This is a genomic window from Mycolicibacterium sp. Y3 (assembly GCF_051188035.1).
GTDB classification, from domain to species: Bacteria; Actinomycetota; Actinomycetes; order Mycobacteriales; family Mycobacteriaceae; genus Mycobacterium; species Mycobacterium fluoranthenivorans.
In genome coordinates, this window is sequence record NZ_JAVQLT010000001.1 from 4,413,954 (window position 1) to 4,438,231 (window position 24,278).

Consider the following 24,278-nt stretch of genomic DNA (forward strand, 5'->3'; position numbering starts at 1 on the left):
CAGTGATGAACAAAGCTCAATCGAAAACACTCGCGGTGATCGGTCTTTCGGCGGTCACCCTCTTCGGAGGTATTGCGTGTTCGAAGGATTCGTCCACGAACGCCAGTACCGCACCGGAAACCAGCACCTCGGCGAGCATGGCCCCGATGACATCGCCTGCGGCGACCTCGGCGATGGCCGATCCCGCCGCCGGTCTGGTCGGCAACGGTTGCGCCGCCTACGCGCAGCAGGTACCCAGCGGGCCCGGTTCGGTCGCCGGTATGGCACAGGACCCGGTTGCCGTGGCCGCCTCGAACAACCCCATGCTCAAGACGCTGACCTCTGCGTTGTCGGGCAAGCTCAATCCGAACGTGAACCTGGTCGACACGCTGAACAGCAACCCCGGTCTCACCGTGTTCGCGCCGACCGATGACGCCTTCGCCAAGATCGACGCGGCCACCCTGGACAAGCTCAAGACCGATTCGGATCTGCTGACCAAGATCCTCACCTATCACGTGGTCGAGGGGCAGGCCAGCCCCATGCAGGTCACCGGACAGCACAAGACGCTTCAGGGCGGCACCGTCACCGTGACCGGATCCGGTCCGGGGCTCAAGGTCAACGACGCGGGCCTGGTGTGCGGCGGCGTGAAGACCGCCAATGCCACCGTCTACATGATCGACACCGTGCTCATGCCCCCCGCCTGAGTCCAGCTGCAGCACAACAGAACCCACGTGCGGCGTCCCGATTCGCACCCCCCCGTGGCACTCGGGGCGCCGCACGTGCCTGGACCGATCGGGAAGTCACGCGCATGCTCACCGTCATCGCCATCGGACTTCTCGGCGGTCTGATCACCGGCATCTCGCCGTGCATCCTGCCGGTACTCCCGGTGATCTTCTTCTCCGGCACCCAGAGTGGACCCACCTCCGCACGCCGGCCCTATCTGGTGATCGCCGGCCTGGTGCTGAGCTTCACCGCCGTCACCCTGACCGGTTCGGCGGTGTTGTCGCTGCTGAATCTGCCGCAGGACGCGCTGCGGTGGGTGGCGCTGGCCGCCCTGACGGCCATCGGTATCGGGTTGATCTTCCCCTGGTTCGAGGCGATTCTGGAGAAACCGTTCGCCCGCCTGCCGCAACGGCAATTCGGTTCCGGAACTTCGGGTTTCGGTCTCGGTCTGGCCTTGGGGGTGTTGTACGTGCCCTGTGCGGGGCCGGTGCTGACCGCGATCATCCTGGCCGGCGCCACCGGCAACATCGGGTTGCCGACGGTGGCGCTCACCGCGTCGTTCGCGATCGGCGCGGCACTGCCGCTGCTCTTCTTCGCGCTGGCCGGGCGGCGGGTGAGCGAACGCGTCGGCGCCTTCCGCCGCCGCCAGCGTGGCATCCGCGTCTCGGCCGGCCTCGTCACCCTCGCACTGGCGGTGGCCCTGGTGTTCGATCTTCCGGCCCACCTGCAGCGAGTCGTACCCGACTACACGGCAGCGCTGTCCGATGCCGTCGGCGGCGACCGGCAGATCCGCGACACACTCAACCTGGGCGGGATCGTCAACGACCAGAATGCCGGGCTGTCCAATTGCTCCGACGGTGCACCCGAACTCGAAAGTTGCGGCCCGGCACCGGGTATCAAGGGCATCACGGCGTGGCTGAACACGCCGGGGAACTCCGCTGTCGACCTCGCGGCGCTACGCGGCAAGGTGGTGCTCATCGACTTCTGGGCCTATTCGTGCATCAATTGCCAACGCAGCATCCCGCACGTCACCGACTGGTACCGCGCCTACCGCGACGCCGGATTCGTCGTCATCGGTGTGCACACCCCGGAGTACGCCTTCGAACGGGTTCCGGCCAACGTCGCCGGCGGGGCCCGCGATCTGGGCATCACCTACCCCGTCGCGCTGGACAACGGTTACGCCACCTGGACCAACTACCGCAACCGCTATTGGCCCGCCCACTACCTGATCGACGCCGAGGGCACCGTCCGGCACGTGAAGTTCGGCGAGGGCGACTATGACGTCACCGAGAAACTGATCAGAGAGCTGCTTTCCCAGGCACATCCGGACCGTGCCCTGCCCCCGCCGACCGGCGCGCCCGACACCACCCCCCGGTCGCAGCTGACTCCGGAGACCTACCTCAGCGTGGGGAAAGTGGTGAACTACGGCGGCACCGGCACCTACGACCAGGGCACCGCGACCTTCGATCTCCCGGCCCGTCTGGCCGACGACAACTTCGCCCTGCGCGGTCCATGGCGACTCGACTACCAGGGCGCCACCGCCGCGGCCGACGGCGCCCAGATCGCGCTGAACTACCACGCCCGCAACGTTTATCTCGTCGTCGGCGGCACCGGCACCGTCGAGGTGACCACCTCCGGCGGCACCCGGCGCATCCCCGTGCGCGGACCGCCCAACATGCGGCAGATCGTCGCGGGCGACTCCGCCGGGCCCGGGCATCTCGACGTGACGTTATCCCAGGGCCTGCAGGCGTATTCGTTCACCTATGGCTGACGGGCGGCCGGGTCCGCGGTGGCTTCGATCTTCACGACCCGCTCGCCGCGGAAGGTCAGCACCACCACCGCGAACAACCGGCCACGGTCGAAGGCCAGCAGCACCGGTTCGGCCGCGCACACCACGGTGGCACCCGGCCCCAGGTGGCGCAGCAGGTTCACCGCCACGTCGTGCCGACCGTGATTCACCTGCGCGGGCACGGGCGGATCGGCCAGCACCGTGCCCACCCCCCAGACCTCGGGGTCCAGCACCGCGGTCAGCGCGGTCAGGTCGCCGTTGGCGCAGGCCGTGATGAACGCCTCGGTGACGTGGCGGTGCTCGGCCCGGGTCACCTCCACCAGGCCGGGTCCCGCTCCGGTGACCTTGGCCCGGGCCCGGCGGGCCAGCTGCCGGCAGGTGCCCACCGGCCGGCCCACGGTGGTGGCGATCTCCTCGAACGGCGCCCCGAAGACGTCGTGCAGCACGAACGCCACCCGCTCCCCCGGGCTGAGCATGCGCAGTACCGCCAGCAGTGCCGCGCTGACCTCGTCGTCCAGCGTGACCCGGTCGGCGGGGCCCGGCGTGGGGTCGGGGACCGTGGCCGTGGCGCTGTCCCCGCCGAGGTGGACGCGGCGCACCCGCGCCGAGCGAAGCAGATCCAGACACAATCGGCCCGTCACCACCGTCAGCCAGGCCCGCACGTCCTCGATGAGCTCACCGGCCCGGGCCAGCCGCAGAAACGCCTCCTGCGCAACATCTTCGGCGTCGCCGATATCGCCGAGCATCTGGTAGCCGAGGTTCACCAGGTAGGCGTGTTGCTCGCGCCAGACGGTGTCGATCGAGTCGGTCATGGTGTTATGACGATCTCGCACCGGGAAAAGTTACGGGTAACTTTCCGCCCCGCGGTTCCGTCCTTGGTGGCATGAAAACAATTCTGGTCACCGGGGCGACCGGTAATGTCGGCCGCCCCCTCGTCGCACATCTTCTCGACGCCGGGGTGGCGGTCCGCGCCGTCACCCGCTCGGCCTCGCCCTTCCCGCCGTCGGTCACCGCGGTGCCGACCGCCGCGGCCGGGATGCCGGGCGCCGACGCCGTCTTCCTCAACTCGCGCGCACTCATCGGCGAACTCGAGGCCACCGTGGAACTGGCGCGGGCGCACGGGGTGCGCAAGCTGGTGGCGCTGTCGGCGATCAACGCCGAGGACGAGGATGCGCGCCAGCCCTCGCGGGTGCGCGGTGATCGCAACCGCGAGTGTGAACAGCTCGCGGTCGCCTCCGGCCTGGACTGGGTGAGCCTGCGGCCCACGGTGTTCGCCTCGAATTTCGCGGGGATGTGGGCAGGGCAGATCAGAGCCGGGGACGTGGTCAGCGGGCCGTACGCGCAGGCGTGCACCGCGGTGATCGCCGAAGCCGATATCGCCGCGGTGGCGGCCGTCGCACTGCTGACCGACGCCCTCGACCGAACGCGGATCCCACTGACCGGCCCGCAGTCGCTGACCAATATCGAACTGGTGCAGGTGATCGGCGCCGCGCTGGGCCGCGACCTGCGCTATGTCGAGCTGCCGCCCGACGCGGTGCGCGAGCGGTTCGCCGCCATCGGGTTTCCCGCCGCATTCGCCGACGCCTATATCGGCCTGCTCGAGGCCGGGGTCGGCCGGCCGGCACCGGTCACCGACGAGGTGCAGCGCATCCTCGGCCGGCCCGCCACCACTTTCGCCCGGTGGGTCGGCGCCAACCTCGCCCTGTTCGCCGAATATCAAGGAGCAGATCATGTCTGATGACCCCACACCGCCGAGCTGGCTGAAGACGATGAACAAGCTGGTGGTCGCCCTGGGCCGGCTCGGGGTACCGGCCGGACCGTCTCAGGTCCTCACGGTGCCGGGACGCAAAACCGGGCAACCGCGCAGCACACCCATGACGCCGTTCGAGTACGGCGGTGCGTTGTACACGGTGGCCGGCTACCCCGGTGCGGACTGGGCGGCCAATGCCCGCGCCGCCGGCGCAGGCGTGTTGACCAGGGGCCGGCGCGCCCGCCGGGTACGCATCGTCGAGCTGACCGCCGAGCAGTCCCGGCCCGTGTTACGCGCGTTCGCGCGGAAGGTGCCGGTCGGGGTGGGGTTCGCCAAACGGTCCGGGCTCGTGGTGCACGGCACACCGGAGGAGTTCGAGGCACTGGCCGGGCGGCTGGCCGTGTTCCGTCTCGACGACCGGTGAGCTCACACCGTGCGGACGGTCCCGCCGTCGACGACGATATCGGCGCCGACGACCGATCCGGCGGCATCCGACACCAGGAAGCCGATGACCTCGGCCACTTCGGCGGGCTGGGCCGGCCGGCCCAGCGGTATGCCGCCGAGTGCGGCCATCAGGGATTTCAGCGCCGCGTCCCGGTCGGTGCCCTCCCCTTCCGCGATCCTGGCCACCAGGGCGTCTGCGGCCTCGGTCCGGATGAAACCCGGCGAGACGGTGTTGACCCTGATCCCCTTGGGCGCCAGCTCGTTTGCCAATCCCTTGCTGTAGGCGCGCAGCGCCGCCTTGGCCGCCGCGTAGCCGAGGGTGCCGTCATACAGCGGCAGGCGGCTCTGGATGGATCCCACGTGCACCACCGCCCCACCGCCGGCGGCGATCATCGCCGGCAGCAAGGCCCGGTCCAGCCGGACGGCGGCCATCAGATTGAGTTGCCATTCAAGGGCCCAGTCGTCGTCACCGAGGTGGGCGAACCCACCGGCGGGAGCACTGGAACCGCCCGCGACGTGCACCAGGATGTCGGTGCCGCCGCGGCGGCCGACCTCGTCGGCGACGACGACCGCACCCTCGGGAGTGGTCAGGTCGGCGGCGACGAAATGGTCGGCGGTGACAGTCTCGGGGCGGTGTCGCGCCACGGCGGTCACCGAGACACCGCGCTCTTGTAACCAGTGCACCACCGCGGCCCCGGTGCCCTTCGTGGCACCCGTGACAACTGCCCGGCGCTGACCCGCGGTCATCGCCGGCCGCCCCGGTCGGAGCGGAAGATCGGCCAGCACAGGTCGGTTCGCCACTGCGCCGGATCCGGGGTGTCCCAGGCGAACCGCTCGTAATACTCGCGCAGGGGTCCGTCGACGCTGATCTCGTGCCGGGTCGCGTAACTGCCCAGTTCGGTGTAGGCGAGGTCGACGTCATCATGGGGTCCGTCATGACGCACGACCAGCAGCTCGGCGGCCGGCACGGTGTACTCGGCCACCCGCCCGACCGGACGGACCGGTCCGGTCGCCGGGATGAACACGGTGGCCGGTCCGTGGTCACGGTCGAAGATCCCGAAACCGAAAAGGGCTCCGGGCGGGCCGGTCTGGGTCAGGTGCTGGGTGCGCACGGTCGCCTGCAGTTCGGCGACGGCGCCCTCCCACCAGGTCGGCAGGTCGTCGCGGTCCACGTTGTCGTGCACCGCCACCGCGGCGGTCGTGGGCACGCTGCGATGCTCCAGCTTCCACGCACCCCGCGGCGGGTCGAGAATGTCCCGCAGCGCGTCGACCGCGGCCCGGGTATCGGCCAGCTGCGCCTCCAGCCGCTGCAGGTGGGTGCCGATCAGCGCGTTGCGACCGGCGGGGTCGGCGGCCAGCACCGCCTTGACGTCGGCGATCGACATATCGAGTGCGCGCAACCGGCGCACCACCGCCGCGGTGGGCAGCTGGTCGTACGAGTAGTACCGGTATCCGGTGCCGGGATCGATATGACTGGGCGCCATCAGCCCGATGTCGTGATAGTGCCGCAGCGTCTTCACGCTCAACTGCGTCATCCGGGAGAAGTCACCGATGGATACCGTGTCGGAGGAGTCAGGCATGTGGCCAGTCTGCGGTCTCCCCCTGCGGGAGGGTCAACACCGCGCCGGTCGATCACTGAGCCGGGAAGCGCTCGATCCAGTGCCGGGCGATGTCCACCCGGCGGGCGATCCACACCGAGTCATGGGACTGCACATGGTCGAGGAACCGTTCCAGTGCGGCGATGCGGGCGGGCCGGCCCACCAACCGGCAGTGCAGGCCCACCGACAGCATTTTCGGCGCACCGGCTTCGCCTTCGGCGTAGAGCACATCGAACGCATCCCGCAGGTAGGTGAAAAACTCTGTCCCGCTGGGAAACCCACTGGTGGAGACGTACTTCATATCGTTGGTGTCCAAGGTGTAGGGCACCACCAGGTGATCGCGTCCGCCGACCCGAGTCCAGTACGGCAGGTCGTCGGCGTAGGAATCCGAGTCGTACAGGAAGCCGCCGTGTTCCACGACCAGCTGCCGGGTCTGCGGGGAGTCCCGGCCGGTGTACCAGCCCAGCGGCGCCGAGCCGGTCAGCTCGGTCATCAGTGCGACGGCCCGTTCCAGGTGGTCGCGTTCGACGTCGACATCGGTCAGTTGGTAGCTCAGCCAGCGCAGGCCGTGACACGCGATCTCGTCGCCGCGGGCGGTGAACGCCGCCACGGCCTCGGGATTGCGGGCCAGCGCCATGGCCACCCCGAAGATCGTCAACGGCAGCCCACGACGTTCGAACGTCCGCAGTACCCGCCACAACCCCGCGCGCGAGCCGTATTCGTACAACGATTCCACGCTCAGGTGCCGGTTCGGAAACGACTGTGCGCCCACGACATCGGACAGGAAAGTCTCCGAGCCCGCGTCACCGTGCAGCACGGAGTTCTCCGCACCCTCCTCGTAGTTGAGCACGAACTGGACGGCGATGTTGGCCCCGCCGGGCCATTGCGGGTCGGGTGGGTGCGGCCCGTAGCCGACCATGTCGCGGGGGTACGTCACGGAAGTAATGTCGCACGCCGGGCGGCGTCAGCGCATCTTGATGATGACCTCGTCGGCGAAGCGGGCGATCGCCCCCGCTATATCGTCCGAGCCGAACCAGGGAGCGCACATCACCGCGGTGATCCCGGCCTCCTCGGCCCGCTGGAACACCTCCAGCGTCGGCACCTCGAGTAGGGCCAGCATGATCTCGAACGGCTGGTTCTCCCGGCCGTATTCGCGCCGCAGCACGGTGAGCCGGTCCACGTAACGCACCGCCTCGTCGAGCCGGTAGGCGGTACCGACCCAGCCGTCGCACAGCCGGGCCGCGCGGCGCAGCGCCACCTCGGACTCGCCGCCGCACAGGATCGGCACCGGCGCGGGCGGGTGCGGCTCCAGCATCAACTCGGGCACCTGGTAGTGCTCGCCGTGCCAGGACACCCACCCACCGCGCCACAGTTCGCGCAGCGCCGGGATCATCTCGTCCAGGCGTGCACCGCGGGTGCCGAAATCCTGGCCCAGCAGTTCGAATTCCTCGCGCATCCACCCCGCCCCGACGGCCAGCGACACCCGGCCCGCCGAGATGACCGAGGCGGTGGCCACCAGTTTGGCCACCGCCACCAGCGGTCGCGACGGGGCGACGTAGACGGCGTTGGAGAATCGCAGCCGCTTGGTCAGCGCCGCCATCGCCCCGATGAGCACCCAGGAGTCGGGCCACGCCGTCTCCGGCTGCCACGGCGGAACCCCGTCTGGGGAAGGGTATTTCGATTTCAGTTCGCGCGGATAGACCAGATGGTCGGCGCTGATCAAGCCGTCGAACCCGGCTTCGTCGAGCAACGGCGCCAGCCGCAACGCGGCGGCGGTGTCCATGAACGCGGTGCCACTCCAGAACTGCATCAGCGCAGCGCCTGCTCGCGCTGCGCCAGCACCGAATGGTGCCGTCCGTAGGCCAGGTAGACCACCACACCGACGGCCATCCAGATCCCGAACCGCAGCCAGGTCAGGCCGGTGAGGTTGAGCATCAGCCAGGCGCACGCGGCGATCGAGGCCAGCGGCAGCAGCGGCACCCACGGCACGCGGAATCCGCGCGGCAGGTCCGGCCTGCTGCGACGAAGCACCAGCACGCCGGCCGAGACGAGGATGAAGGCGAACAGGGTGCCGACGTTGACCATCTCCTCCAGCTTGCCGATCGGGAACACCGCCGCCGCCACCGCGGTCAGCACGGCCACCAGGACGGTGATGCGCACCGGGGTGCCGCGGGTGCCGGTGTGGGCCAGCCGGCGCGGCAGCAGGCCGTCCCGCGACATCGCGAACAGCACCCTGGACAGTCCGAGCAGCAGCACCATCACCACGGTGGTGAGCCCGGCGAGGGCGCCGATCGAGATGACCTTCGCCGCCCAGTGCACGCCGTTCAGCTCGAACGCCGTGGCCAGGTTGGGATGGCCGTTCCCGGCCTGCTTGAGGTCGGCGTAGGACGCCATCCCGGACAGCACCACCGATACCGCGACATAGAGCAGGGTGACCACCGCGAGCGAGGCGAGGATGCCCTTGGCCACATCGCGCTGCGGATCGCGGGTCTCCTCGGCGGTGGTGGCGACGACATCGAAGCCGATGAACGCGAAGAACACGATGGAAGCCCCCGCCAGCACGCCGTAGAAGCCGTAGTGACTGCCCGCCGCGCCGGTGAGCAGGGAGAACACCGACTGATCCAGGCCGGTTCCGGTCGCGTCCGCCGATTCCTGGGCAGGGATGAACGGCGTGTAGTTGGCCGCCTTGATGAAGAACGCACCGACGATCACCACCAGCAGCACCACCGCCACCTTGACGGCGGTGACGATGGCACTGAAATGCGAGGACAGCTTCGTGCCGAAGGCCAGCAGGGTGGCCACCACCGCCACGATCAGCAGTGCACCCCAGTCCAGCGTCAGCGGACCGATGTCGACGCTTCCGCCGGCGAACCCGAACACGGTGCCCAGGTAGCTGGACCAGCCCTTGGCCACCACCGCCGCCCCGATCGCGAACTCCAGGATCAGATCCCAGCCGATGATCCAGGCCACGAACTCGCCGAAGGTGGCATACGAGAAGGTGTAGGCGCTGCCGGCCACCGGCACCGTCGAGGCGAACTCGGCGTAGCACAGCGCGGCCAGGCCGCAGGTGACGGCGGCGATGACGAAGGACACCGAGATGGCCGGGCCGGTGATGTTGGCCGCGGTCGAGGCCGTGACCGTGAAGATGCCAGCGCCGACGACGACGGACACCCCGAACACGGTGAGGTCCCACCAGGTGAGGTCCTTGCGCAGCCGGGTTCCGGGCTGGTCGGTATCGGCGATGGACTGCTCGACGGATTTGACTCGACTGCCTGCCATCTTGGGAAAGTACCCACAATCGACGGCCGGTCGGGCCGGATCGCCCGGGTGTGCCAGAATGTCGAACCAGACAAGTCTGGACCAGATGTAGACCGACGAGGAGCAACCGTGGCCAACACCGAGGTCGAGCGACACACCGGTGTCGACGTGGAAGAAGTTCCGTCCGCCGCGTGGGGTTGGTCGAAGGAGAACCACACCTGGATCCACATCGGCGGCATCCTGTCGGCCATCTTCCTGCTGTGCATGCTGCGCGGTAACCACGTCGGCCATGTCGAGGACGTGTTCCTGATCCTCTTCGCCATCGGCATCCTGGGCGTGGTGGCCCGCGACTGGTGGGCCCGCCGCGCCGGCTGGTACCGCTGACCGCGTCCAGGATCAGCGAAAAAGCACCGCCGGGTTGAGATAGCCGGTCGGATCGAAAGCCGTCTTCACCGCCCGCATCGCCGCGATGTCGGCGTCCGTGCGCGACATGGACAGGTAGTCACGTTTGCGGCTGCCGACGCCGTGTTCTGAGGACACGTTGCCGCCGTGCGCCGCGATCAGGGTCATCATCGCCGCGTAGAGGGCGCGCTCCCGTTCCCCGGTGAGGGTGCAGCGCACCAGGTTCAGATGCAGATTGCCCTCCCCGACGTGGCCGAACAGCACCGGGATGGCATCGCGCGTGTGCTCGGCCACCAGTGCGGTGGCATCCTCGGCGAAGCTCGCGATGGCGTGCAACGGTAGCGACACGTCGAACTTCAGCGGCGGACCGTACACACCGAGGATGTCCGCCACCGCTTCGCGAACCTGCCAGAGTCGTTGCTGGGCAAGGGTGTCCACACCGACGGCGGGTTCCCCGCGTACGCCGGGCACGTCGAGCAGGTCGGCCAATCGCTCCGTCGGATCCAGGTCGGCGGCCAGTTCGATCAGCAGTAGCCACGCGCCCCCGACGGGCGCCGCGACACCCAGATGCTCGGCGGTCAGTGCGGCGGCACGGGCGTCGAGCAGTTCCAGCGCCGCGATACCGTCGGTGTCCCGGAAGACACGGCCGGCCTCGACGAGCGCGGCCAGGTCGTCGAAACCCGCGATGGCCGTGACCCGGTGCGCGGGTACGGGATGCAGCCGGAGATCCACTTCGGTCAGCACACCGAGGGTGCCCTCCGCGCCGACCAGCAGGGCGGTCAGGTCGTAGCCGGTGTTGTCACTGCGCACCTGGCTGTGCCGGGCCAGCACGCTGCCGTCGGGCAGGGCCACCTGCAGGCCCAGGATCTGCTCGCCCATATTGCCGTAGCGCACGGTGCGCAGCCCGCCGGCATTCGTCGACGCCATCCCGCCGATCGTCGCCGAATCGCGGGCGGCCAGATCGACCCCGAAGAGCAGCCCGGCCGCGTTGGCCGCACGCTGGACCGCGGCCAGGGTGACTCCTGCGCCCACGGTCATCCGGCGTTCGGCCATGTCCACCTCACCGAGCGTGGTCAGCCGCTCGGTGGACAGCAGCACATCGTCGTGTTCGGGCACCGTGCCGGCCACCAGGGACGTCCGGCCGCCCTGCACCGTCACACAGGCTCCGGCATCCCGGCACACCGTGAGCACGGCCGCGACCTCCGCGGCGGTGCCGGGGCGCACCAGGGCCTGCGCGTGACCGCGGTAGCGGCCCGTGTGGTCTATCGCGCGCCCGGCCAGCACCTCGGGATCGGCGCTGACGTACCCGGCGCCGACGGTCGAGGCCAGCCGGTCGAGCAGTGGGGTCATCCCCGAATACTAAAGCTAGCTAACCGATATGAGATCAGGACCGTCCGATGGATACCACAACGCACAGCTGTGGAATTCCTCCGTGGCCGTGACGGTGGCCGGGTCGCCCCCGGCGGCGGCCATCGCGTGCGCCTTGAATGCCCGCGCCGCAGGACTGAGTCGGTGCTGCACCGGCTCCACCCTGCCCGCCATCTCCGACGGCTGCGATCCCCAGACCGACACCTCGATGGCCCGTCGTTCCACTGCCCGCACCACGTCGCGGCGCATCCGGGCATCCATCCCCCAGGCTTGCGCCGACACCGCGAGCGCCGCGGGATCACCGGTCACGAGGTCGAAATTCGTTTCCAGCGCGCACGGCCGGACACCGAGGATATCCAATGGGCGTGAGTCATAGCGCTGCGGCACAAGCACTTTGACCTTCCATCCGGCGCGCACGCGGTCGAACATCCAGCCGCCGGCCGCGCGTACCGCGTCCAGCGGATCGACCGCGACCACCGAGAGTTCATAGGACAGCCGCGTGTGCAGCGGGTGGGCATCGTCGAGGCGAAATGAGCGGGCTTTCATGCGGTCTCACTCCTTGGGGACGGGACTCGGACGGCGGGCGGGCAGGCCGGGAGGGCATCGCCATACCCACAGCGTGACATTTTGTACCGTTTCTGTAAAGCTCTGTGGGTCAGCTGTCCGCCCCATCGCCTCGTTCGTGGAGTGCCGTCATGAGTCTTTACGCCGGTCGCGGCCCACTGGGCCCCGATCCCGCGGGGTGGTGCTTTCCGCCGCTGCCCGACGATGTCGTGTTCATCGAGCCACATCCTCGCCGCGTTCAGGCAGTGGTCAACGGCCGCATCGTCATTGATACCGAAGCCGCGTTGATGGTCCACCGTCGCGGCCACCCTCTCGCCTACGCGTTCCCCCTCGGCGAGACCGCCGATCTCCCCACCACGCCACTGCCCGAGAAGCCCGACCATGTGCACGTCCCGTGGGACGCCGTGGACACCTGGCTCGAAGAGGGTCGCACCCTGGTGCACTATCCGCCGAACCCCTACCATCGGGTCGACTGCCGGCCCGGCCACCGCGGGCTGCGGGTGACGGTCAACGGCGCCACCCTGGTGGATACCGCCGAATCGACGGTGCTGTTCGAGACGGCCTTGGCGCCGCGCCTGTACGTGCACCCCACTCAGGTCCGCACGGACCTGCTGCGCCGCTCGGCCACCACCGCATACTGCAACTACAAGGGATATGCGACGTACTGGTCGGCGGTGGTCGGTGACGCGGTCATCGAGGACATCGCCTGGAGCTATGAGACGCCGCTGCCCGAATCGGCCCCGATCGCGGGCTTCCTGAGCTTCGACGAGACCCGCACCGAGGTGCTCGCCGAACTACCCGGTGGCAGCCACGGCGACTGCGGTTGCTCCACCTGACACCGACCCGAGAGGAACCTCCGTGGGCATCGTGACCACCAGCTCGTCAACCACTTTCACGCACTCCGCCGAGACGATCTACGACTTCGTCACCAACCCGGCCAACTGGACCAAGACCTACCCGAACGCCCCACGCATCAGCGGTCTCGACGGCACCCTCCCGCTGCGCGTCGGTGACACCTGGCAGGAGTCGCATCCGACGGCCGACCGCACCTTCACCTGGCAGCTGGCCATCGCCACCAGGCCCAGGTTGTGGGTGTTCAGTTCGATCGGCCGGCTGTCCGCCGACAGCGCCGGTGAGGTCGGCTTCGACGGCCGGATGACCATCGAGTACCACTTCAGCACGCCGGGACCGGACCTCACCCTGTTCACCAGGACGATGACCATCGAGGCCTACCGGGATGCGCCGATGTCGGACGGGTTCTTCCGCATCGTCAACCCGTCCCATATCGACGCCTATCACGCCGCGGTCGCACGCGAACTAGCCGTGTAGTGCGCGCCGCAGGGCAGCTCCCTGCAGGGCGAAGAGCTGCCCGCTGGTCTCCCACTGCGGCAGCAGCGATTCGAAGCCATGGCAGGTGCCGGGGAAGACATGCAATTCGCATGCCACGCCGGCCCACATCAGGCGCAGCGCGTAGTCGACGGCCTCGTCGCGCAACGGGTCGAGTTCGGCACAGCTGACGAAGGCGGGTGCCAGGCCGGCGAGATCGTCGCGGCGACCCACCACCGCGCCGGCCGGCGCCGCCCCGGCGCCGCCGAGGTAGTGCCGCCACATCAATCGTGTTGCCGGGCCGTCGAATCCGGGGGTGCTGTCGAATTCGTCCTTCGAGGGTGTCAGCCGGTCATCGAGTACCGGCTGGTGCAGCAGCTGGAAGGCGACCGGCGGAGCCGCACCCGCCGCCGCCCGGTGCGCCAGCTCGGCGGCGAGCGAGCCGCCGGCGCTGCTGCCCGCGACCGCGACCCGGCCCGGGTCGATTCCGAGCACGGCGGCGTTCTCGACCACCCAGTCCAGCACCTGGCCGGCGTCGTCGAGGGCGGCCGGGTACGGGTGCTCCGGGGCCAGCCGGTAGTCGACGGAGATCACGGTCAACCGCGCCCGCCGGGCCAGCTCGACGCACAGGTGATGGTCGGTGTCCAGATTTCCCAGCACGAAGGCGCCGCTGTGGCAGAAGACGACAGCGGGCTGGCCGCCTCCTCGGTAGATCCGCACACCGGTCCCCCACGCCACCTCATCGGTGACCTCGACGCCGGTACAGTCCAGCAGCCGGGCCGTCTCCCGACGACGGGCGTCGAGGGAAGCCCTTACCGCGGTGAGCTTTTCGGCCGACAGGTCGGTGCGTGCCCCGGCCAGATGCCGCAGCGCCGGGGCCAGCCGCTCATCGATACCCACCGGGATCAGCCGATCTTCAGGATCTGACCGCCGTCGACGACGAGTTCGGCACCGGTGATGAACGACGCCTGCGCCGAGACCAGGAACGCCACCGCGTCCGCGATCTCGGCAGGCGTCCCCAGCCGACCGTGCGCGGCCAGCCGATCCTGGGTGCGGTCATCGAGCATCGGGGTGGCCACCGGCCCGGGGAACACGGCGTTGACGCGGATACCGGACGGAGCGAGTTCGACCGCGGTGGCCTGGGTGAGACCGCGCAGCGCCCACTTCGACGATCCGTACGCGGCGTGGTGCGGGAACGGCCGGACGGCGCTGGTGCTGCAGGTGTTGACGATCGACGCGCCGTCGGCCGCGGTGAGGGCCGCCAGCGCGGCGCGGATACCCAGGAACGGGCCCAGGCAGTTCACCCGCCAGCTGGCCTCGAAGCCGGCCGCCGTCTCGTCGGCCAGCGCTGCCCGGTGCAGCACGCCGGCGTTGTTTACCAGCGTGGTCAGCGTCCCGAATCGGTCGACCGCGGCGGCCACCGCGGCCGCCCACTGCTCTTCCGAGGTGACGTCCAGCGCCATCGCGATGATGCCGTCACCGTAATCTTCTGTGCTGGTGCGGAGTTCGTCAATGCGCACATCGCCGGCCACCACCCGGTATCCGTCGGCGTGCAGGCGTGCGACGATGGCGGCACCCTGCCCGCCGGCCGCGCCGGTGACGAGGGCGACCGGTGCCGTGGTCATACGTACCCCCGGGATTCGTCGGTGATTGCTGCCCCGTCTTGTGCCTCGGCCAGGTGGGCGGCCGCACCCCGGCGCAGGGCCTGGGATTCCGAGGCCAGGGTGATCATCCGGAAACCCATTGCCGCCGCAGCCTTTCCGAGCGTGCCCGTGCCCGCATGCACCCCGGTGATCAACCCGGCCGCGGCTCCGGCGCGCTGGATGCGCGTCATCGCGTCCGTCACCTGCGGGTGGGTCCAGGCGTCCGACACGCGCAACCCCATCGAGATGGCCAGATCCGCGGGACCGACATAGAGGCCGGTCACTCCGGGTACGGCGCAGATATCGTCGAGCGCGGCCAGCCCGCGTGCCGTCTCGATCATCACGTACACACCGGCCCTGGACTCTAGTTCGGCGATGTCGTGGCCGAGGCCGGCGCGCAACGGCCCGAAGCTGCGCACACCGGCGGGGACATAGCGGGTGGCGGCGACCGCCGCGGCGGCCTGTTCGGCCGATTCGACCATCGCGATGATCACCGCGTCGGCACCGGCGTCGAGCACCCGGCCGATCGGTGCGGGATCGACCGAGGGCAGGCGTACCGCCGTCGCGATCGGGACGTGCTCGAGGCGGGGCAGCAGCAGCGCGATATCGGCATCGTCGAGATAGCCGTGCTGGGCGTCGAATCCGACATAGTCATAACCGGCGTGGGCGAACTCCTCGGGGCCCAGCATGGTGGGGCCGACCACCCAGCCGCCCCAGATCTGTCACTGTGCCGCCAGCGCATCCTGTAGTCGCGAACTCATGCCTGGGTTCCCACTCATGCCACCAACGCGATCTTGACCCGCGCGGGATCCGGGCGGCAGGCCAGCTCGAAGGCCTGCTGCACCTGCGCGACGGGGAACGTGTGGGTCAGGTAGGCCGGCAAGAGCGCGGGATGCGCCCGGGCGAAGGCGTCGGCACGCTGTAACACCCGCCGCCGGTCCAGGGTCACCCCGGATTTCAGGGTGAGGTTGTTACGCAACATGATCCGCATGCTGATCGGATAGCTGTCGTCATCGGGCACCCCGAAGTAGAACACCGTACCCCCGAAGGCCGCGGCTTCCACCGCGTGGCCGAGGGTCGCCACCTGGTGTCCGACGGCTTCGATGACGACATCGGGCCGGGCGGCGGGATCGAGGTGGCGCACCCAACGGTCACTGGTGGACCGCACGGCGGTGTCGACACCGAAGGTCCCGGCGAGGGCCGACCGGTCGACGGGGTCCACACCCGTGACGTGCGCGGCGCCGAACGCCTTGGCGACATAGGAGAACAGCAGCCCGATCGAGCCCTGCCCGATCACGGCGACCCGCTTGCCGGTCAGGTCGCCCAGCTGTTCGACGGCGTAGAGCACACACGCCAGCGGCTGCAGGCCGATCGCGTGCTGCGGCGTCAAACTCGGCTCGTAACAGGTCAATCCGTCGCCATCGGCGATCACCTGGGCCATCAGGCCGTCGAATCCGGACGCCCAGCCCACGACGCGATCCCCGAGCGCGTGATCCGGGTGCGCACTGGCCAGGACCTCGCCGGCGATCTCGTGGATCGGAAAGCCGTCCATCTCCGCCGCACAACAGCCGGTGTCGCCGGGCAGTTTGCCCTGCGTCCCCCGGAAGCCGGGCAGATCGCTACCGCAGATGCCGGCCGCCAGGAACCGAATCAGCACCTGGCCGTCCGCAAGACCGGCGGGCTCGGCAAGATCGATACGCGCGAACGTGTACGGCGCGACGAGGCGGTAACCCCACATCACGCCGCCACGCCGACGTCGACGGGAACAGAGTTCCATCCCCACTGGAAGCTGGACGGTGGCCGGGACGCCGCCTCTTCCCGCACCGTGAACTCGGGTACTCGCTTGAGCCATTCGGTCACCAGGATGGTGATCTCCAGGCGGGCCAGGTGAACGCCGAGGCAGAAATGTGTCCCGCGGCCGAAGGACAGGATCCTGGCACTGCGCCGATCCCAGTGGAAATCATCGGGATTCACGTACTCCCGGTCGTCTCGCGCCGCCGATCCGAGCAGAGTGATGATCCGCTGTCCGGGATTGATGGTGGTGCCGTGCAGGGTGAACGGTTTGCGCAGGGTGCGCGCGAACCACTGGGCCGGCGCGCAGTAGCGGATCATCTCCTCGCGGGCGACCGGGACATTGGCATCCAGGTCCGCGCGCACCGCGGCCAGCTGCCCGGGATGCCGCAGCAGCTCCCACAGACCGTGCGCGACGATCTTGGGTACCGTCTCGGTGCCCCCGATGAACACGCCGAGCATCTGCACCGCCGCCTCCATATCGGTGAACCCCGACCCATCGGGCAACCGGTAGTCGACCAGGTTGTCCGCGATCGCGAGCGGCGGCCCGGCACCGGCCCGCCTGCGTTCGATGATCGGGGTGAGGTATTCGAGGTAACCGGGGCGGGCGTTGGCCACCTCCACCCCGCTGCCGGGCTCGGCCAGACTGCCCGCGTTGACCGTGGCCAGCACATCCGGGGCCAGCTCAACCGGCAGACCGACGAGTTCGCACACCATCGAGGCGGCCACTATCCCACCGTAGTCCTGGGTGAGATCGAACGAGCCGAGCGGCAGCAACGCGTCGAGCCGGTCGTTGGCCAGCCGGCGGATCCGGTCGGCGAAGCCGGCGGCGGTGCGTGCCCGGAACTGCCCGGACGTGCACCGGCGGACATCCTCATACAGCGGTGAGTCGAAGTTGGCGTGAAACGGCATCGGGTGCAGCGGCGGGTCGGGCACCGGACCGTCGTGATGCCGGGCGAGAACCGTTGCGGCGGGCAGCGTTCCCTCCGAGGGCACGAACGTGCCGTCGTTGATCGCCAGCACATCCCAGATGTCGGCGAACCGCGACAACGCGTAGGTGTCCCACTTCGGCAGGTAGTAGACGGGGTGTCGGTCGCGCAGCACCCGGTAGTACGGCAGTGGATTCGCCATGACCGCGGGATCGAACGGATCGTAGGCGAAGTCTGATGAGGCAGAGCCGGCGGACTGTCGCACCTCCCGAGCGTGACATTTTCGTCGTGTTTTGTAAAGGTGCAGGGCACTCGTCGGCTATCGTGGCCACATGACGGTGCAGTCGCTGGCCAACGGATTCTGCTTCGGCGAGGGCGCACGGTGGTTCGAGGGCCTGGTGTGGTTCTCCGACATGCTGGGCGAAGCGGTGCACACCGTGACACTGTCCGGCGAGATGTCCACCCTGCCGCTACCGGGACATGCCCCGTCCGGGTTGGGATTCCGGCCCGACGGGACCCTGCTGATCGCCTCGACACAGGCGCGCCAGGTGCTGCGATACGACGGCGAAAACGTCTCCGTCCTGGCCGATCTCAGTGAGCTGGTGCCCGCCGATCTCGGCGATATGGTGGTGGATGCCCATGGTCGGGTCTATCTCGGCTCGCAGGCCCGCACCGGCGGTGTCCTCGTGCGGATCGACACCGACGACAGCGTGCACGTGTCCGCGGGCGATCTCGACTTCCCGAACGGCATGGTCATCACACCGGACGGCGGCACCCTCATCGTGGCCGAGTCGACGGCCCGTCGCCTCACCGCGTTCACCCTCGACGAAGCGGGCGACGTGCACGACCGCCGGGTGTTCGCCGACGGGCTGGACGGCCCGCCCGACGGCATGGCCGTCGACGCCGCGGGCGGTGTCTGGGTGGCCATGACGCTGGCGCACCGGTTCGACCGCATCCTCGGCGACGGAACCGGTGCCCACACCGTCACCGACCGCATCGAACTGGACGGGCGCACCGCGATCTCCTGTGCACTCGGCGGGCCGGAAGACCGCACCCTGTTTCTGCTGTCCTCGACCGAGGCCTATCCGCAGCGCCTGATCGGCACCACACTGTCCCGGCTCGACGCGGTGATGGTCGACATCCCCGCCCCCTGACCTGCACCAGAACCTGAAAGGGAGCCATGTCGGACTGCTATTACGAACTGATCGACGTCGACGCCACCGGCGAGCGATTCCGGGCCACCGACATGGTGCGCAGCACCTGGTCGGCGGACATCCAGCACGGCGCCCCGCCGTCGGCCCTGCTGGTCCGCGCGCTCGAGCGGTGCGAGCAGCGCGAGGACACCCGGCTGAGCCGGGTACTGGTGGACCTGCTCGGACCGGTGCCGGCCACGGGTGACTTCTGGGTCCGCGCAGCCCGCGAGCGAGCCGGCAGGCAGATCGAGCTCATCACCGCCGAGATGCTTGCACCGGGTCCGGACGGCGCGGTTCGCCCGGTGGCGCGGGCCAGCGGATGGCGATTTCAGCAACAGGACTCCGCCGATGTGGTGCATGCCGCCGAGGCCCCACTGCGCCCGCTGTCGCAGGCCCGCAGCCGCGATATGGCCGAGCACTGGGATCCGAACTACCTGCACAGTATCGACTGGCGCTGGCTGACAATGCCTTTCGGTGACGGACCGGGAGAGTCCTGGCTGTCCCCGACGGTGGACCTGGTCAAGGGTGAGGCGCTCACGCCGTTGCAGCGGTTGTTCACGGTGGCCGACGATGCCAACGGGATCGGCGCCAAGATCGATATCCGCGCGTTCACCTTCCTCAACACCGACCTTGCCGTGCACATCCACCGGATACCCGACGGTGAGTGGATCGGGATCCGCGCCGAGACCGATTACGGACCGGATGGGATCGGGACCACCCGGGGGACCTTGTTCGACGAGCACGGCGCCGTCGGCGCGATTCAGCAGTCGGTCCTGGTGCGGCGCAGGCAGAATCGCTGACCCCGCGCGGTCAGCGCAGCACGTGGTCTGCCGGTGACACCGATCGCGTGCGTTTCCAGTAGTCCACGCAGCCGAACGGGTTCAGCACGTACACACCCCCGTCGGGCGACTTGTACCAGGAGTGCTCGATCGACGGGTGCCCCCACATCAACGTGGCCACCTCGGTCTGGAGCTCACCGTGGTAGCGCGCATACGCGGCCTCGGTCGGTTCGATCGTCTGCTTGCCCGCCTCCACCGTCATCCGCAGTGCCGCCCCGATATAGCGCATCTGGCATTCGAGCATGAAGATGACGCTGCCCGCATGGGCCAGTCCGGTACCCGGCCCGGCCATCATGAAGAAGTTCGGGAAGCCGGGCACCGAGATCCCGTTGAACGCACCGGGTTTGCCGTTCCAGACCGACGAGAGGGGCATCCCGCCGCGTCCGATGACCTCCATCGGACACAACACCTCGGAGGCACGGAAGCCCGTCGCCAGCACGATGACATCCACGTCGTGCCGGCTTGTCGCGGTATGTATCGAAGTTCGGTCGATGCCGGTGATCGGGTCGTTCACCAGATCGACATGGTCTCGCCGCAGGCAGCGCAGCCAACTGCCGTTGTCCTGCAGCATCCGTTTGGCCATCGGCGGGTAGTCCGGGGTGACCTTGCGCGCCAGCTCCGGAAGGTCGCCGACCTGATCGTCGATCCAGGTGGCGAAGATCTCGCGTCGAGCCGCACTGGCCGCATTGGCGGTGTGCGGAAAGTCCGGCCAATCCGGGTCGGCGCGCACCAATTCCAACAATCTGTCGCTGGACTGCCACATCAACATGAACCGATACCAGCGCGAGTAACCCGGCAGATGGCGCATCGCCCACCGTTCGCCGGCACCGACTTCGGCGTGATAGCGCGGGTTGGGCGCCATCCACTGAGGGGTGCGCTGGAAGACCGCCAGGTGGTCGACATCGTCGACGATGGCCGGCCCGATCTGGAAACCGCTGGCCCCGGCCCCGATGAGGGCCACCCGCTTACCGCTCAGGTCCACCGCGTGATCCCACTGGGCCGAATGGAAGACCGGCCCGCCGAAGGTCTTCAAGCCGGGGAGATCGGGGATCAACGGCCGGTTCAGGAATCCGACACCGGAGATGACCGCCGACGCGGTGCGCACCTCGGTCCGTCCGTCGCGGTGGCGCAGCGTCACCGACCACCGGGCGGTGTCGTCATCCCACTGGGCGCGCTCGGCCTCCAGTCCCCAGTGCACATGCGACTCGATCTCGTGTTCCGCCATGACTTTTCGGAAGTACGCGTGGAGTTCCGGCTGGCGCGTGTAGTAAGCCGTGAAATCCCCGACGTGTTCGAAGGAGTACGAGTAATAGTGACTGGCCACATCGACCCGGCAACCGGGATAGGTGTTCTCGAACCACGTGCCGCCGACATCGAGGTTCTTGTCGACGATCTCGAACGGGATACCGGCCTCTTTCAGCCGGATGGCGGCGAGCAGCCCGGACGCTCCGAAACCGATGACGAGCACCGAGAAGCCGGGTGGCGGTGCCAGAGCGCCCGGCCCGGCGATGGCACGGGGATTATGGCCGCGAAGGTCCATCTCCTCCATGTAGAGCGCGGCGTTGTCCTCGGGCACCGGCTCGCAGGCGATCCAGTCCATCACCTCGCGGATCAGGCGGTCGCCCATCGGCGGTGCCGACGGGCAACCCGCATCACGCCACGCGCAGATCGCCGTGAGCGCCTGGCGCCGCAGCTGTTGCCTGTCGCCCTCCGGGAGCATGCCCTGAAACTCGTTCTGGACGAACTGCACCGGGCGGATCGGTCCGCGGACGAAATCCGGATCGCCGGTGATCTGCACGACCGAGGCCATCAGGGCGGGCACCGAGAGGTGGTCGAGTGCCGCGGCGATCGTCGCGTCATCGATACCGACGATCGACTCGGTGACCAGATGCCTACCGCCCATGAACTCTCCCTGTCTTGACACCCAGAAGTGTTCTTCATGGCACTCATGAGTGTCAATAGCGCGATTTCGGCGCTAGACTCTCCCCTGTGCCGAAACCCGTTCCCGTCACGGTGGCCGAGGCGAAACGCCAAGCCACCGTCGACCACATCCTGGCGCTGGCACGACGACTGGTCCTGCACGACGGTCTCGACGTCACGATGGATCAGCTGGCCGCGGCCACCGGAGTGAGCCGGCGGACGCTCTTCCGCCTGTTCGACACCCGCGAGAAGCTGGTCGGCGCCGCGTTCGAAGCGGGTATGAGCGGCTACGTTCGCCAACTGCCCGAATATGGGTATCCTTTCGGCGATCCGGGCACCTGGCTGCGGGCCACCTGCGAGACGGCGCACCACATGAACGCGACCATCGGTCCCGGCTTCTTCGAGCTGGCCTCACGCCGCGACCTCCCGCCCGACCTGGCCGCCGCGGAACGCCTGCGGCGCAGGGAGTTCCGTGGCGCCATGACAGCCATCACGCGCACGCTCTGGCAGGCCACCGGCAGCGCGGCCGACCCGCCGCCGGCGCTGAACACCACGGTGACCGCACATCTGAGCCCGCACTTCACTGCCGCCCTCATGGTCGACGCCGACCGGGACTGGCAGACCGCGGCCGAGCTGGCCTACGGAGCGATCGCGACGGTGCTCGCCACCGAATCGGGTTACACCCTACCGGATTTCGGTCCGCGAGGCTGACCAGCCGTCGACGAGTGAGACAGGAGCCGCGCCACCATGAGCATGAAGAAGTACTACGGCCACACCCTGCTGTATCTGCACGAGACGATTTCCCTGGGCCGCAGTGACCGGTTCTGCGACGTCTTCGCCGAGGTCTACCAGCCGATGATGGAACAACTCGGGGCACGGCTGTTCGCCCTCTGGGAGAGCACCCCCTACAACGGGCACTGGCCCCAGGTCACCGTGATCTGGGAGATCGACGCCTTCGCCGACTACGCCAGGATCGGGCGCGCGCAGGCGCGCGGCGGCAGCCACGCCAAGGCCGCCGGCCAGTGGTCGGAGTACCTGGCCGAGGCCGGGGCCCACGGCGAGGGCAGGATCATGTACGCCGGCAAGTACAACAAGACGCTGAGCCAGCTCAAAGCGGCGAATTTCGGTGCGGGCCTGGTGATCCAGGAGATCATGCAGACCAAACCCGGCCGTCAGGATGACTACATCCGCGAACTGGAACGGCTGTACGTGCCGTGGTCGGAGTCCACCGGCAAGCGCTGGCTGGGGTCGTTCATCACGACGTTCCGCTTCAACGAGGTCATCCACTATTGGGCGCTGGACGGGGATTGGGCCTGTTTCGAGAACCACTACCCGTCCTGGAAGGACGCCCCGCCCGCGGAGATCGTCACCTGGATGAGCGTGGCGCCCGCGCTCCGCGACGGCTGGGAGGATTCGATCTTGTCGGCCCTGCCCGCGCATCCGTTGCCTTAGCGCATCCCCGTCACCGGATGTGCGCCGGCACGCGCTTGATGCCGTGCACGAACGAGCTGTACAGCAGGTCCGGCTCGCCGAACTCGATGGTCGTGAGCCGGGTGAGCAACTCGCGGAACAGATTCCGCAGTTCGGTCTTCGCCAGTTGATTGCCCAGACAGAAGTGGGGGCCGCCGGCGCCGAAGCCGACGTGCGGGTTGGGTGAGCGGCTCAGGTCGAACCGGCCCGCCGCGTCGAACACCGACTCGTCGCGGTTGGCCGAGCAGTAGAACAGTCCCACCTTGTCCCCGGCGCTGATCGTCTGCCCGGCGATCTCGACATCCTCGGTGGCGAAGCGGGCGAACTGCAGCACCGGTGTCGACCAGCGCACGAATTCCTCGACGGCAGTGCCGATCCGGGCGTCGAAGTCGGCCATCAACCAGTCCCGCTGCTCCGGGTTGGCCGCCAGCGCCATCATGGCGTGCGTGGTGGTCTGTTTGGTGGTGTCGTTACCGGCTGACGCGAGCAGGATCAGGAAGGCACCGATCTCCTCATCGGTCAGCCGATGACCGTCCACCTCGGCGTTGACGATGCTGGTCATCAGGTCATCGCCGGGGTTCGCGCGGCGGAACTTGGCCAACTCGATGCCCGTATTGGAGATCAACATGATCTCGTTGATGGTCGCCATGGCGCGTTCTTCGAGCGTGGAGAATTCGTCGTCACTGATGCTGAACAACTTCTCGGCGGCCTTGGCCAGGGCGGGCTGGTCGGCCTTGGGCACCCCCAGCATCGAGGAGATGGTCACCATCGGCAGCCGCGCCGAACAGGCCTCTACGAAGTCGACATCACCCGCCCCGATCAGGTCATCGACCACCGCGACCGCGTCACGGTGTATCTGTTCGTCGATCTCGCGGACGTGGCGCGGGGTGAACGCCGCGCTGATCAGTTTGCGATACACCGTGTGCGTGGGCGGATCCATCGTCAGGAAGAAGGTGGCGAACTTCTGCACCTCGGCAGGCATCGGATCCAGCGCCACCCCGCGCTCCGAGGTGAACAGCTCGGGGTGCTGGCTGGCGAATTGGATGTCGGCACGGCGGGTCAGCGCCCAGAAGCCGGGCTCCTCGACATCGAAGAGGGTGGGCATCGGCTGGTGCCAGGAGACTCCGTCCGCCGCTCGCAGCCGGGCGAATGTGTCCTCCCGCAAGGCGAACGGCTGACTCCAGAAATCGTGCGACGTGATGTCGAACGGGCTGTATTCGCGTGCCTGCGGCGTGCTGGCGACGGTCACGGGGCGTTCCCTCCTACAGGGCTTGCGACGGCGATGTCGCGAC

General features: G+C 68.6%; 26 protein-coding genes. 11 read left to right on the forward strand and 15 right to left on the reverse strand.

From position 1 onward, the window contains the following. The first annotated feature begins 5 nt into the window (after nt 1–5). Together QN239_RS21565 and QN239_RS21570 are read left to right on the forward strand one after the other, a co-directional pair. The gene (locus QN239_RS21565; RefSeq protein WP_499013366.1) at nt 6–683 is read left to right on the forward strand and encodes a fasciclin domain-containing protein; all 678 of its coding nucleotides are present in this window, start codon (nt 6–8) and stop codon (nt 681–683) included. A 104-nt stretch (nt 684–787) separates the two neighbouring features. Then, a complete protein-coding gene (locus QN239_RS21570; RefSeq protein WP_499013369.1) occupies nt 788–2,473 on the forward strand; it encodes a cytochrome c biogenesis protein DipZ in 1,686 nt (561 codons plus the stop codon). On the opposite strand, the gene sigI is transcribed toward QN239_RS21570, so the two are convergent. Then, nucleotides 2,464–3,303 (reverse strand): RNA polymerase sigma factor SigI, encoded by an 840-nt coding sequence (gene sigI, locus QN239_RS21575; protein WP_499013371.1) that lies wholly within the window; start codon nt 3,301–3,303, stop codon nt 2,464–2,466. The genes QN239_RS21570 and sigI overlap by 10 nt on opposite strands. Nucleotides 3,304–3,374: 71 nt before the next feature. Between sigI and QN239_RS21580 the strand changes: the two genes are divergently transcribed. Then, a complete protein-coding gene (locus QN239_RS21580; protein ID WP_499013374.1) occupies nt 3,375–4,229 on the forward strand; it encodes an NAD(P)H-binding protein in 855 nt (284 codons plus the stop codon). Then, nucleotides 4,222–4,665 (forward strand): nitroreductase/quinone reductase family protein, encoded by a 444-nt coding sequence (locus tag QN239_RS21585; protein WP_499013375.1) that lies wholly within the window; start codon nt 4,222–4,224, stop codon nt 4,663–4,665. The genes QN239_RS21580 and QN239_RS21585 overlap by 8 nt, the downstream gene beginning before the upstream one ends. Before the next feature lie 2 nt (nt 4,666–4,667). Here the strand turns inward: QN239_RS21585 and QN239_RS21590 are convergent, their stop codons facing one another. Genes QN239_RS21590 through QN239_RS21610 form a run of 5 tightly spaced genes read right to left on the reverse strand, consistent with a single transcriptional unit; the run spans nt 4,668 to nt 9,562 of the window. After that, entirely contained in the window at nt 4,668–5,432 is a 765-nt protein-coding gene (locus QN239_RS21590; RefSeq protein WP_499013377.1) for an SDR family oxidoreductase, read from the reverse strand. Continuing rightward, nucleotides 5,429–6,265 (reverse strand): MerR family transcriptional regulator, encoded by an 837-nt coding sequence (locus QN239_RS21595; protein WP_499013380.1) that lies wholly within the window; start codon nt 6,263–6,265, stop codon nt 5,429–5,431. The genes QN239_RS21590 and QN239_RS21595 overlap by 4 nt, the downstream gene beginning before the upstream one ends. A 52-nt stretch (nt 6,266–6,317) precedes the next feature. Next, on the reverse strand, nt 6,318–7,202 hold the full coding sequence (gene puuE, locus QN239_RS21600; RefSeq protein ID WP_499016911.1) for an allantoinase PuuE: 885 nt from the start codon (nt 7,200–7,202) through the stop codon (nt 6,318–6,320). Between the two features lie 45 nt (nt 7,203–7,247). After that, entirely contained in the window at nt 7,248–8,093 is an 846-nt protein-coding gene (locus QN239_RS21605; RefSeq protein WP_499013383.1) for a TIGR03619 family F420-dependent LLM class oxidoreductase, read from the reverse strand. Next, complete coding sequence (locus QN239_RS21610) at nt 8,093–9,562, reverse strand: amino acid permease (protein ID WP_499013386.1); 1,470 nt, start codon at nt 9,560–9,562, stop codon at nt 8,093–8,095. Before QN239_RS21610 ends, QN239_RS21605 begins: the two co-directional genes overlap by 1 nt. 108 nt (nt 9,563–9,670) lie before the next feature. Here QN239_RS21610 and QN239_RS21615 point away from each other — a divergent pair, with 108 nt between their 5' ends. Then, nucleotides 9,671–9,925 (forward strand): DUF2631 domain-containing protein, encoded by a 255-nt coding sequence (locus QN239_RS21615; protein WP_090356757.1) that lies wholly within the window; start codon nt 9,671–9,673, stop codon nt 9,923–9,925. A 12-nt stretch (nt 9,926–9,937) separates the two neighbouring features. Here QN239_RS21615 and QN239_RS21620 read toward each other — a convergent pair whose 3' ends face one another. Together QN239_RS21620 and QN239_RS21625 are read right to left on the reverse strand one after the other, a co-directional pair. After that, nucleotides 9,938–11,293, reverse strand: coding sequence for an FAD-binding oxidoreductase (locus tag QN239_RS21620; RefSeq protein WP_499013390.1), 1,356 nt, complete (start codon nt 11,291–11,293; stop codon nt 9,938–9,940). Nucleotides 11,294–11,308: 15 nt separating this feature from the next. Beyond that, nucleotides 11,309–11,857 (reverse strand): hypothetical protein, encoded by a 549-nt coding sequence (locus tag QN239_RS21625; RefSeq protein ID WP_499013394.1) that lies wholly within the window; start codon nt 11,855–11,857, stop codon nt 11,309–11,311. A gap of 149 nt (nt 11,858–12,006) precedes the next feature. Between QN239_RS21625 and QN239_RS21630 the strand changes: the two genes are divergently transcribed. Beyond that, on the forward strand, nt 12,007–12,711 hold the full coding sequence (locus tag QN239_RS21630) for a DUF427 domain-containing protein (protein ID WP_267289562.1): 705 nt from the start codon (nt 12,007–12,009) through the stop codon (nt 12,709–12,711). Nucleotides 12,712–12,733: 22 nt separating this feature from the next. Continuing rightward, on the forward strand, nt 12,734–13,204 hold the full coding sequence (locus QN239_RS21635) for an SRPBCC family protein (protein WP_499013399.1): 471 nt from the start codon (nt 12,734–12,736) through the stop codon (nt 13,202–13,204). On the opposite strand, the gene QN239_RS21640 is transcribed toward QN239_RS21635, so the two are convergent. The 5 genes from QN239_RS21640 to QN239_RS21660 are packed head-to-tail and all read right to left on the reverse strand — an operon-like array spanning nt 13,193 to nt 17,766. After that, on the reverse strand, nt 13,193–14,110 hold the full coding sequence (locus QN239_RS21640; protein WP_499016912.1) for an alpha/beta hydrolase: 918 nt from the start codon (nt 14,108–14,110) through the stop codon (nt 13,193–13,195). The genes QN239_RS21635 and QN239_RS21640 overlap by 12 nt on opposite strands. Then, nucleotides 14,107–14,826, reverse strand: a complete 720-nt coding sequence (locus tag QN239_RS21645; RefSeq protein ID WP_499013401.1) for an SDR family NAD(P)-dependent oxidoreductase — start codon at nt 14,824–14,826, stop codon at nt 14,107–14,109. Before QN239_RS21645 ends, QN239_RS21640 begins: the two co-directional genes overlap by 4 nt. Continuing rightward, on the reverse strand, nt 14,823–15,563 hold the full coding sequence (locus QN239_RS21650; protein WP_499016913.1) for an HpcH/HpaI aldolase family protein: 741 nt from the start codon (nt 15,561–15,563) through the stop codon (nt 14,823–14,825). The genes QN239_RS21645 and QN239_RS21650 overlap by 4 nt, the downstream gene beginning before the upstream one ends. Nucleotides 15,564–15,619: 56 nt before the next feature. Then, nucleotides 15,620–16,582 (reverse strand): zinc-binding dehydrogenase, encoded by a 963-nt coding sequence (locus QN239_RS21655; protein WP_499016914.1) that lies wholly within the window; start codon nt 16,580–16,582, stop codon nt 15,620–15,622. Then, nucleotides 16,582–17,766: a cytochrome P450 gene (locus QN239_RS21660; RefSeq protein WP_499016915.1), complete on the reverse strand. Its 1,185-nt coding sequence runs from the start codon at nt 17,764–17,766 to the stop codon at nt 16,582–16,584. Before QN239_RS21660 ends, QN239_RS21655 begins: the two co-directional genes overlap by 1 nt. A 130-nt stretch (nt 17,767–17,896) precedes the next feature. On the opposite strand from QN239_RS21660, the gene QN239_RS21665 reads away from it, so the two are divergent. Both QN239_RS21665 and QN239_RS21670 read left to right on the forward strand, forming a co-directional pair. Beyond that, a complete protein-coding gene (locus QN239_RS21665) occupies nt 17,897–18,718 on the forward strand; it encodes an SMP-30/gluconolactonase/LRE family protein (RefSeq protein WP_499013402.1) in 822 nt (273 codons plus the stop codon). Nucleotides 18,719–18,744: 26 nt separating this feature from the next. Continuing rightward, nucleotides 18,745–19,557 (forward strand): thioesterase family protein, encoded by an 813-nt coding sequence (locus QN239_RS21670; protein ID WP_499013406.1) that lies wholly within the window; start codon nt 18,745–18,747, stop codon nt 19,555–19,557. A 10-nt stretch (nt 19,558–19,567) separates the two neighbouring features. Here QN239_RS21670 and QN239_RS21675 read toward each other — a convergent pair whose 3' ends face one another. Then, complete coding sequence (locus QN239_RS21675) at nt 19,568–21,499, reverse strand: flavin-containing monooxygenase (protein WP_499013408.1); 1,932 nt, start codon at nt 21,497–21,499, stop codon at nt 19,568–19,570. Nucleotides 21,500–21,585: 86 nt separating this feature from the next. Here QN239_RS21675 and QN239_RS21680 point away from each other — a divergent pair, with 86 nt between their 5' ends. Together QN239_RS21680 and QN239_RS21685 are read left to right on the forward strand one after the other, a co-directional pair. Beyond that, entirely contained in the window at nt 21,586–22,227 is a 642-nt protein-coding gene (locus QN239_RS21680) for a TetR/AcrR family transcriptional regulator (protein WP_499013411.1), read from the forward strand. A 42-nt stretch (nt 22,228–22,269) separates the two neighbouring features. Continuing rightward, nucleotides 22,270–22,968 (forward strand): NIPSNAP family protein, encoded by a 699-nt coding sequence (locus QN239_RS21685; RefSeq protein WP_090356781.1) that lies wholly within the window; start codon nt 22,270–22,272, stop codon nt 22,966–22,968. Between the two features lie 10 nt (nt 22,969–22,978). On the opposite strand, the gene QN239_RS21690 is transcribed toward QN239_RS21685, so the two are convergent. Continuing rightward, the gene (locus tag QN239_RS21690) at nt 22,979–24,235 is read right to left on the reverse strand and encodes a cytochrome P450 (RefSeq protein ID WP_499013413.1); all 1,257 of its coding nucleotides are present in this window, start codon (nt 24,233–24,235) and stop codon (nt 22,979–22,981) included. Between the last annotated feature and the right edge of the window lie 43 nt (nt 24,236–24,278).

Coding starts and splice junctions, on each gene's coding strand:
- sigI (WP_499013371.1), bottom strand. CDS start 3,303: ATGACCGACTCGATCGACACCGTCTGGCGCGAGCAACACGCCTACCTG.
- QN239_RS21610 (WP_499013386.1), bottom strand. CDS start 9,562: ATGGCAGGCAGTCGAGTCAAATCCGTCGAGCAGTCCATCGCCGATACC.
- puuE (WP_499016911.1), bottom strand. CDS start 7,202: ATGGTCGGCTACGGGCCGCACCCACCCGACCCGCAATGGCCCGGCGGG.
- QN239_RS21675 (WP_499013408.1), bottom strand. CDS start 21,499: ATGGGCGGTAGGCATCTGGTCACCGAGTCGATCGTCGGTATCGATGAC.
- QN239_RS21605 (WP_499013383.1), bottom strand. CDS start 8,093: ATGCAGTTCTGGAGTGGCACCGCGTTCATGGACACCGCCGCCGCGTTG.
- QN239_RS21570 (WP_499013369.1), top strand. CDS start 788: ATGCTCACCGTCATCGCCATCGGACTTCTCGGCGGTCTGATCACCGGC.
- QN239_RS21580 (WP_499013374.1), top strand. CDS start 3,375: ATGAAAACAATTCTGGTCACCGGGGCGACCGGTAATGTCGGCCGCCCC.
- QN239_RS21625 (WP_499013394.1), bottom strand. CDS start 11,857: ATGAAAGCCCGCTCATTTCGCCTCGACGATGCCCACCCGCTGCACACG.
- QN239_RS21685 (WP_090356781.1), top strand. CDS start 22,270: ATGAAGAAGTACTACGGCCACACCCTGCTGTATCTGCACGAGACGATT.
- QN239_RS21665 (WP_499013402.1), top strand. CDS start 17,897: ATGACGGTGCAGTCGCTGGCCAACGGATTCTGCTTCGGCGAGGGCGCA.
- QN239_RS21660 (WP_499016915.1), bottom strand. CDS start 17,766: ATGGCGAATCCACTGCCGTACTACCGGGTGCTGCGCGACCGACACCCC.
- QN239_RS21670 (WP_499013406.1), top strand. CDS start 18,745: ATGTCGGACTGCTATTACGAACTGATCGACGTCGACGCCACCGGCGAG.
- QN239_RS21595 (WP_499013380.1), bottom strand. CDS start 6,265: ATGCCTGACTCCTCCGACACGGTATCCATCGGTGACTTCTCCCGGATG.
- QN239_RS21620 (WP_499013390.1), bottom strand. CDS start 11,293: ATGACCCCACTGCTCGACCGGCTGGCCTCGACCGTCGGCGCCGGGTAC.
- QN239_RS21630 (WP_267289562.1), top strand. CDS start 12,007: ATGAGTCTTTACGCCGGTCGCGGCCCACTGGGCCCCGATCCCGCGGGG.
- QN239_RS21645 (WP_499013401.1), bottom strand. CDS start 14,826: ATGACCACGGCACCGGTCGCCCTCGTCACCGGCGCGGCCGGCGGGCAG.
- QN239_RS21565 (WP_499013366.1), top strand. CDS start 6: ATGAACAAAGCTCAATCGAAAACACTCGCGGTGATCGGTCTTTCGGCG.
- QN239_RS21655 (WP_499016914.1), bottom strand. CDS start 16,582: ATGTGGGGTTACCGCCTCGTCGCGCCGTACACGTTCGCGCGTATCGAT.
- QN239_RS21590 (WP_499013377.1), bottom strand. CDS start 5,432: ATGACCGCGGGTCAGCGCCGGGCAGTTGTCACGGGTGCCACGAAGGGC.
- QN239_RS21585 (WP_499013375.1), top strand. CDS start 4,222: ATGTCTGATGACCCCACACCGCCGAGCTGGCTGAAGACGATGAACAAG.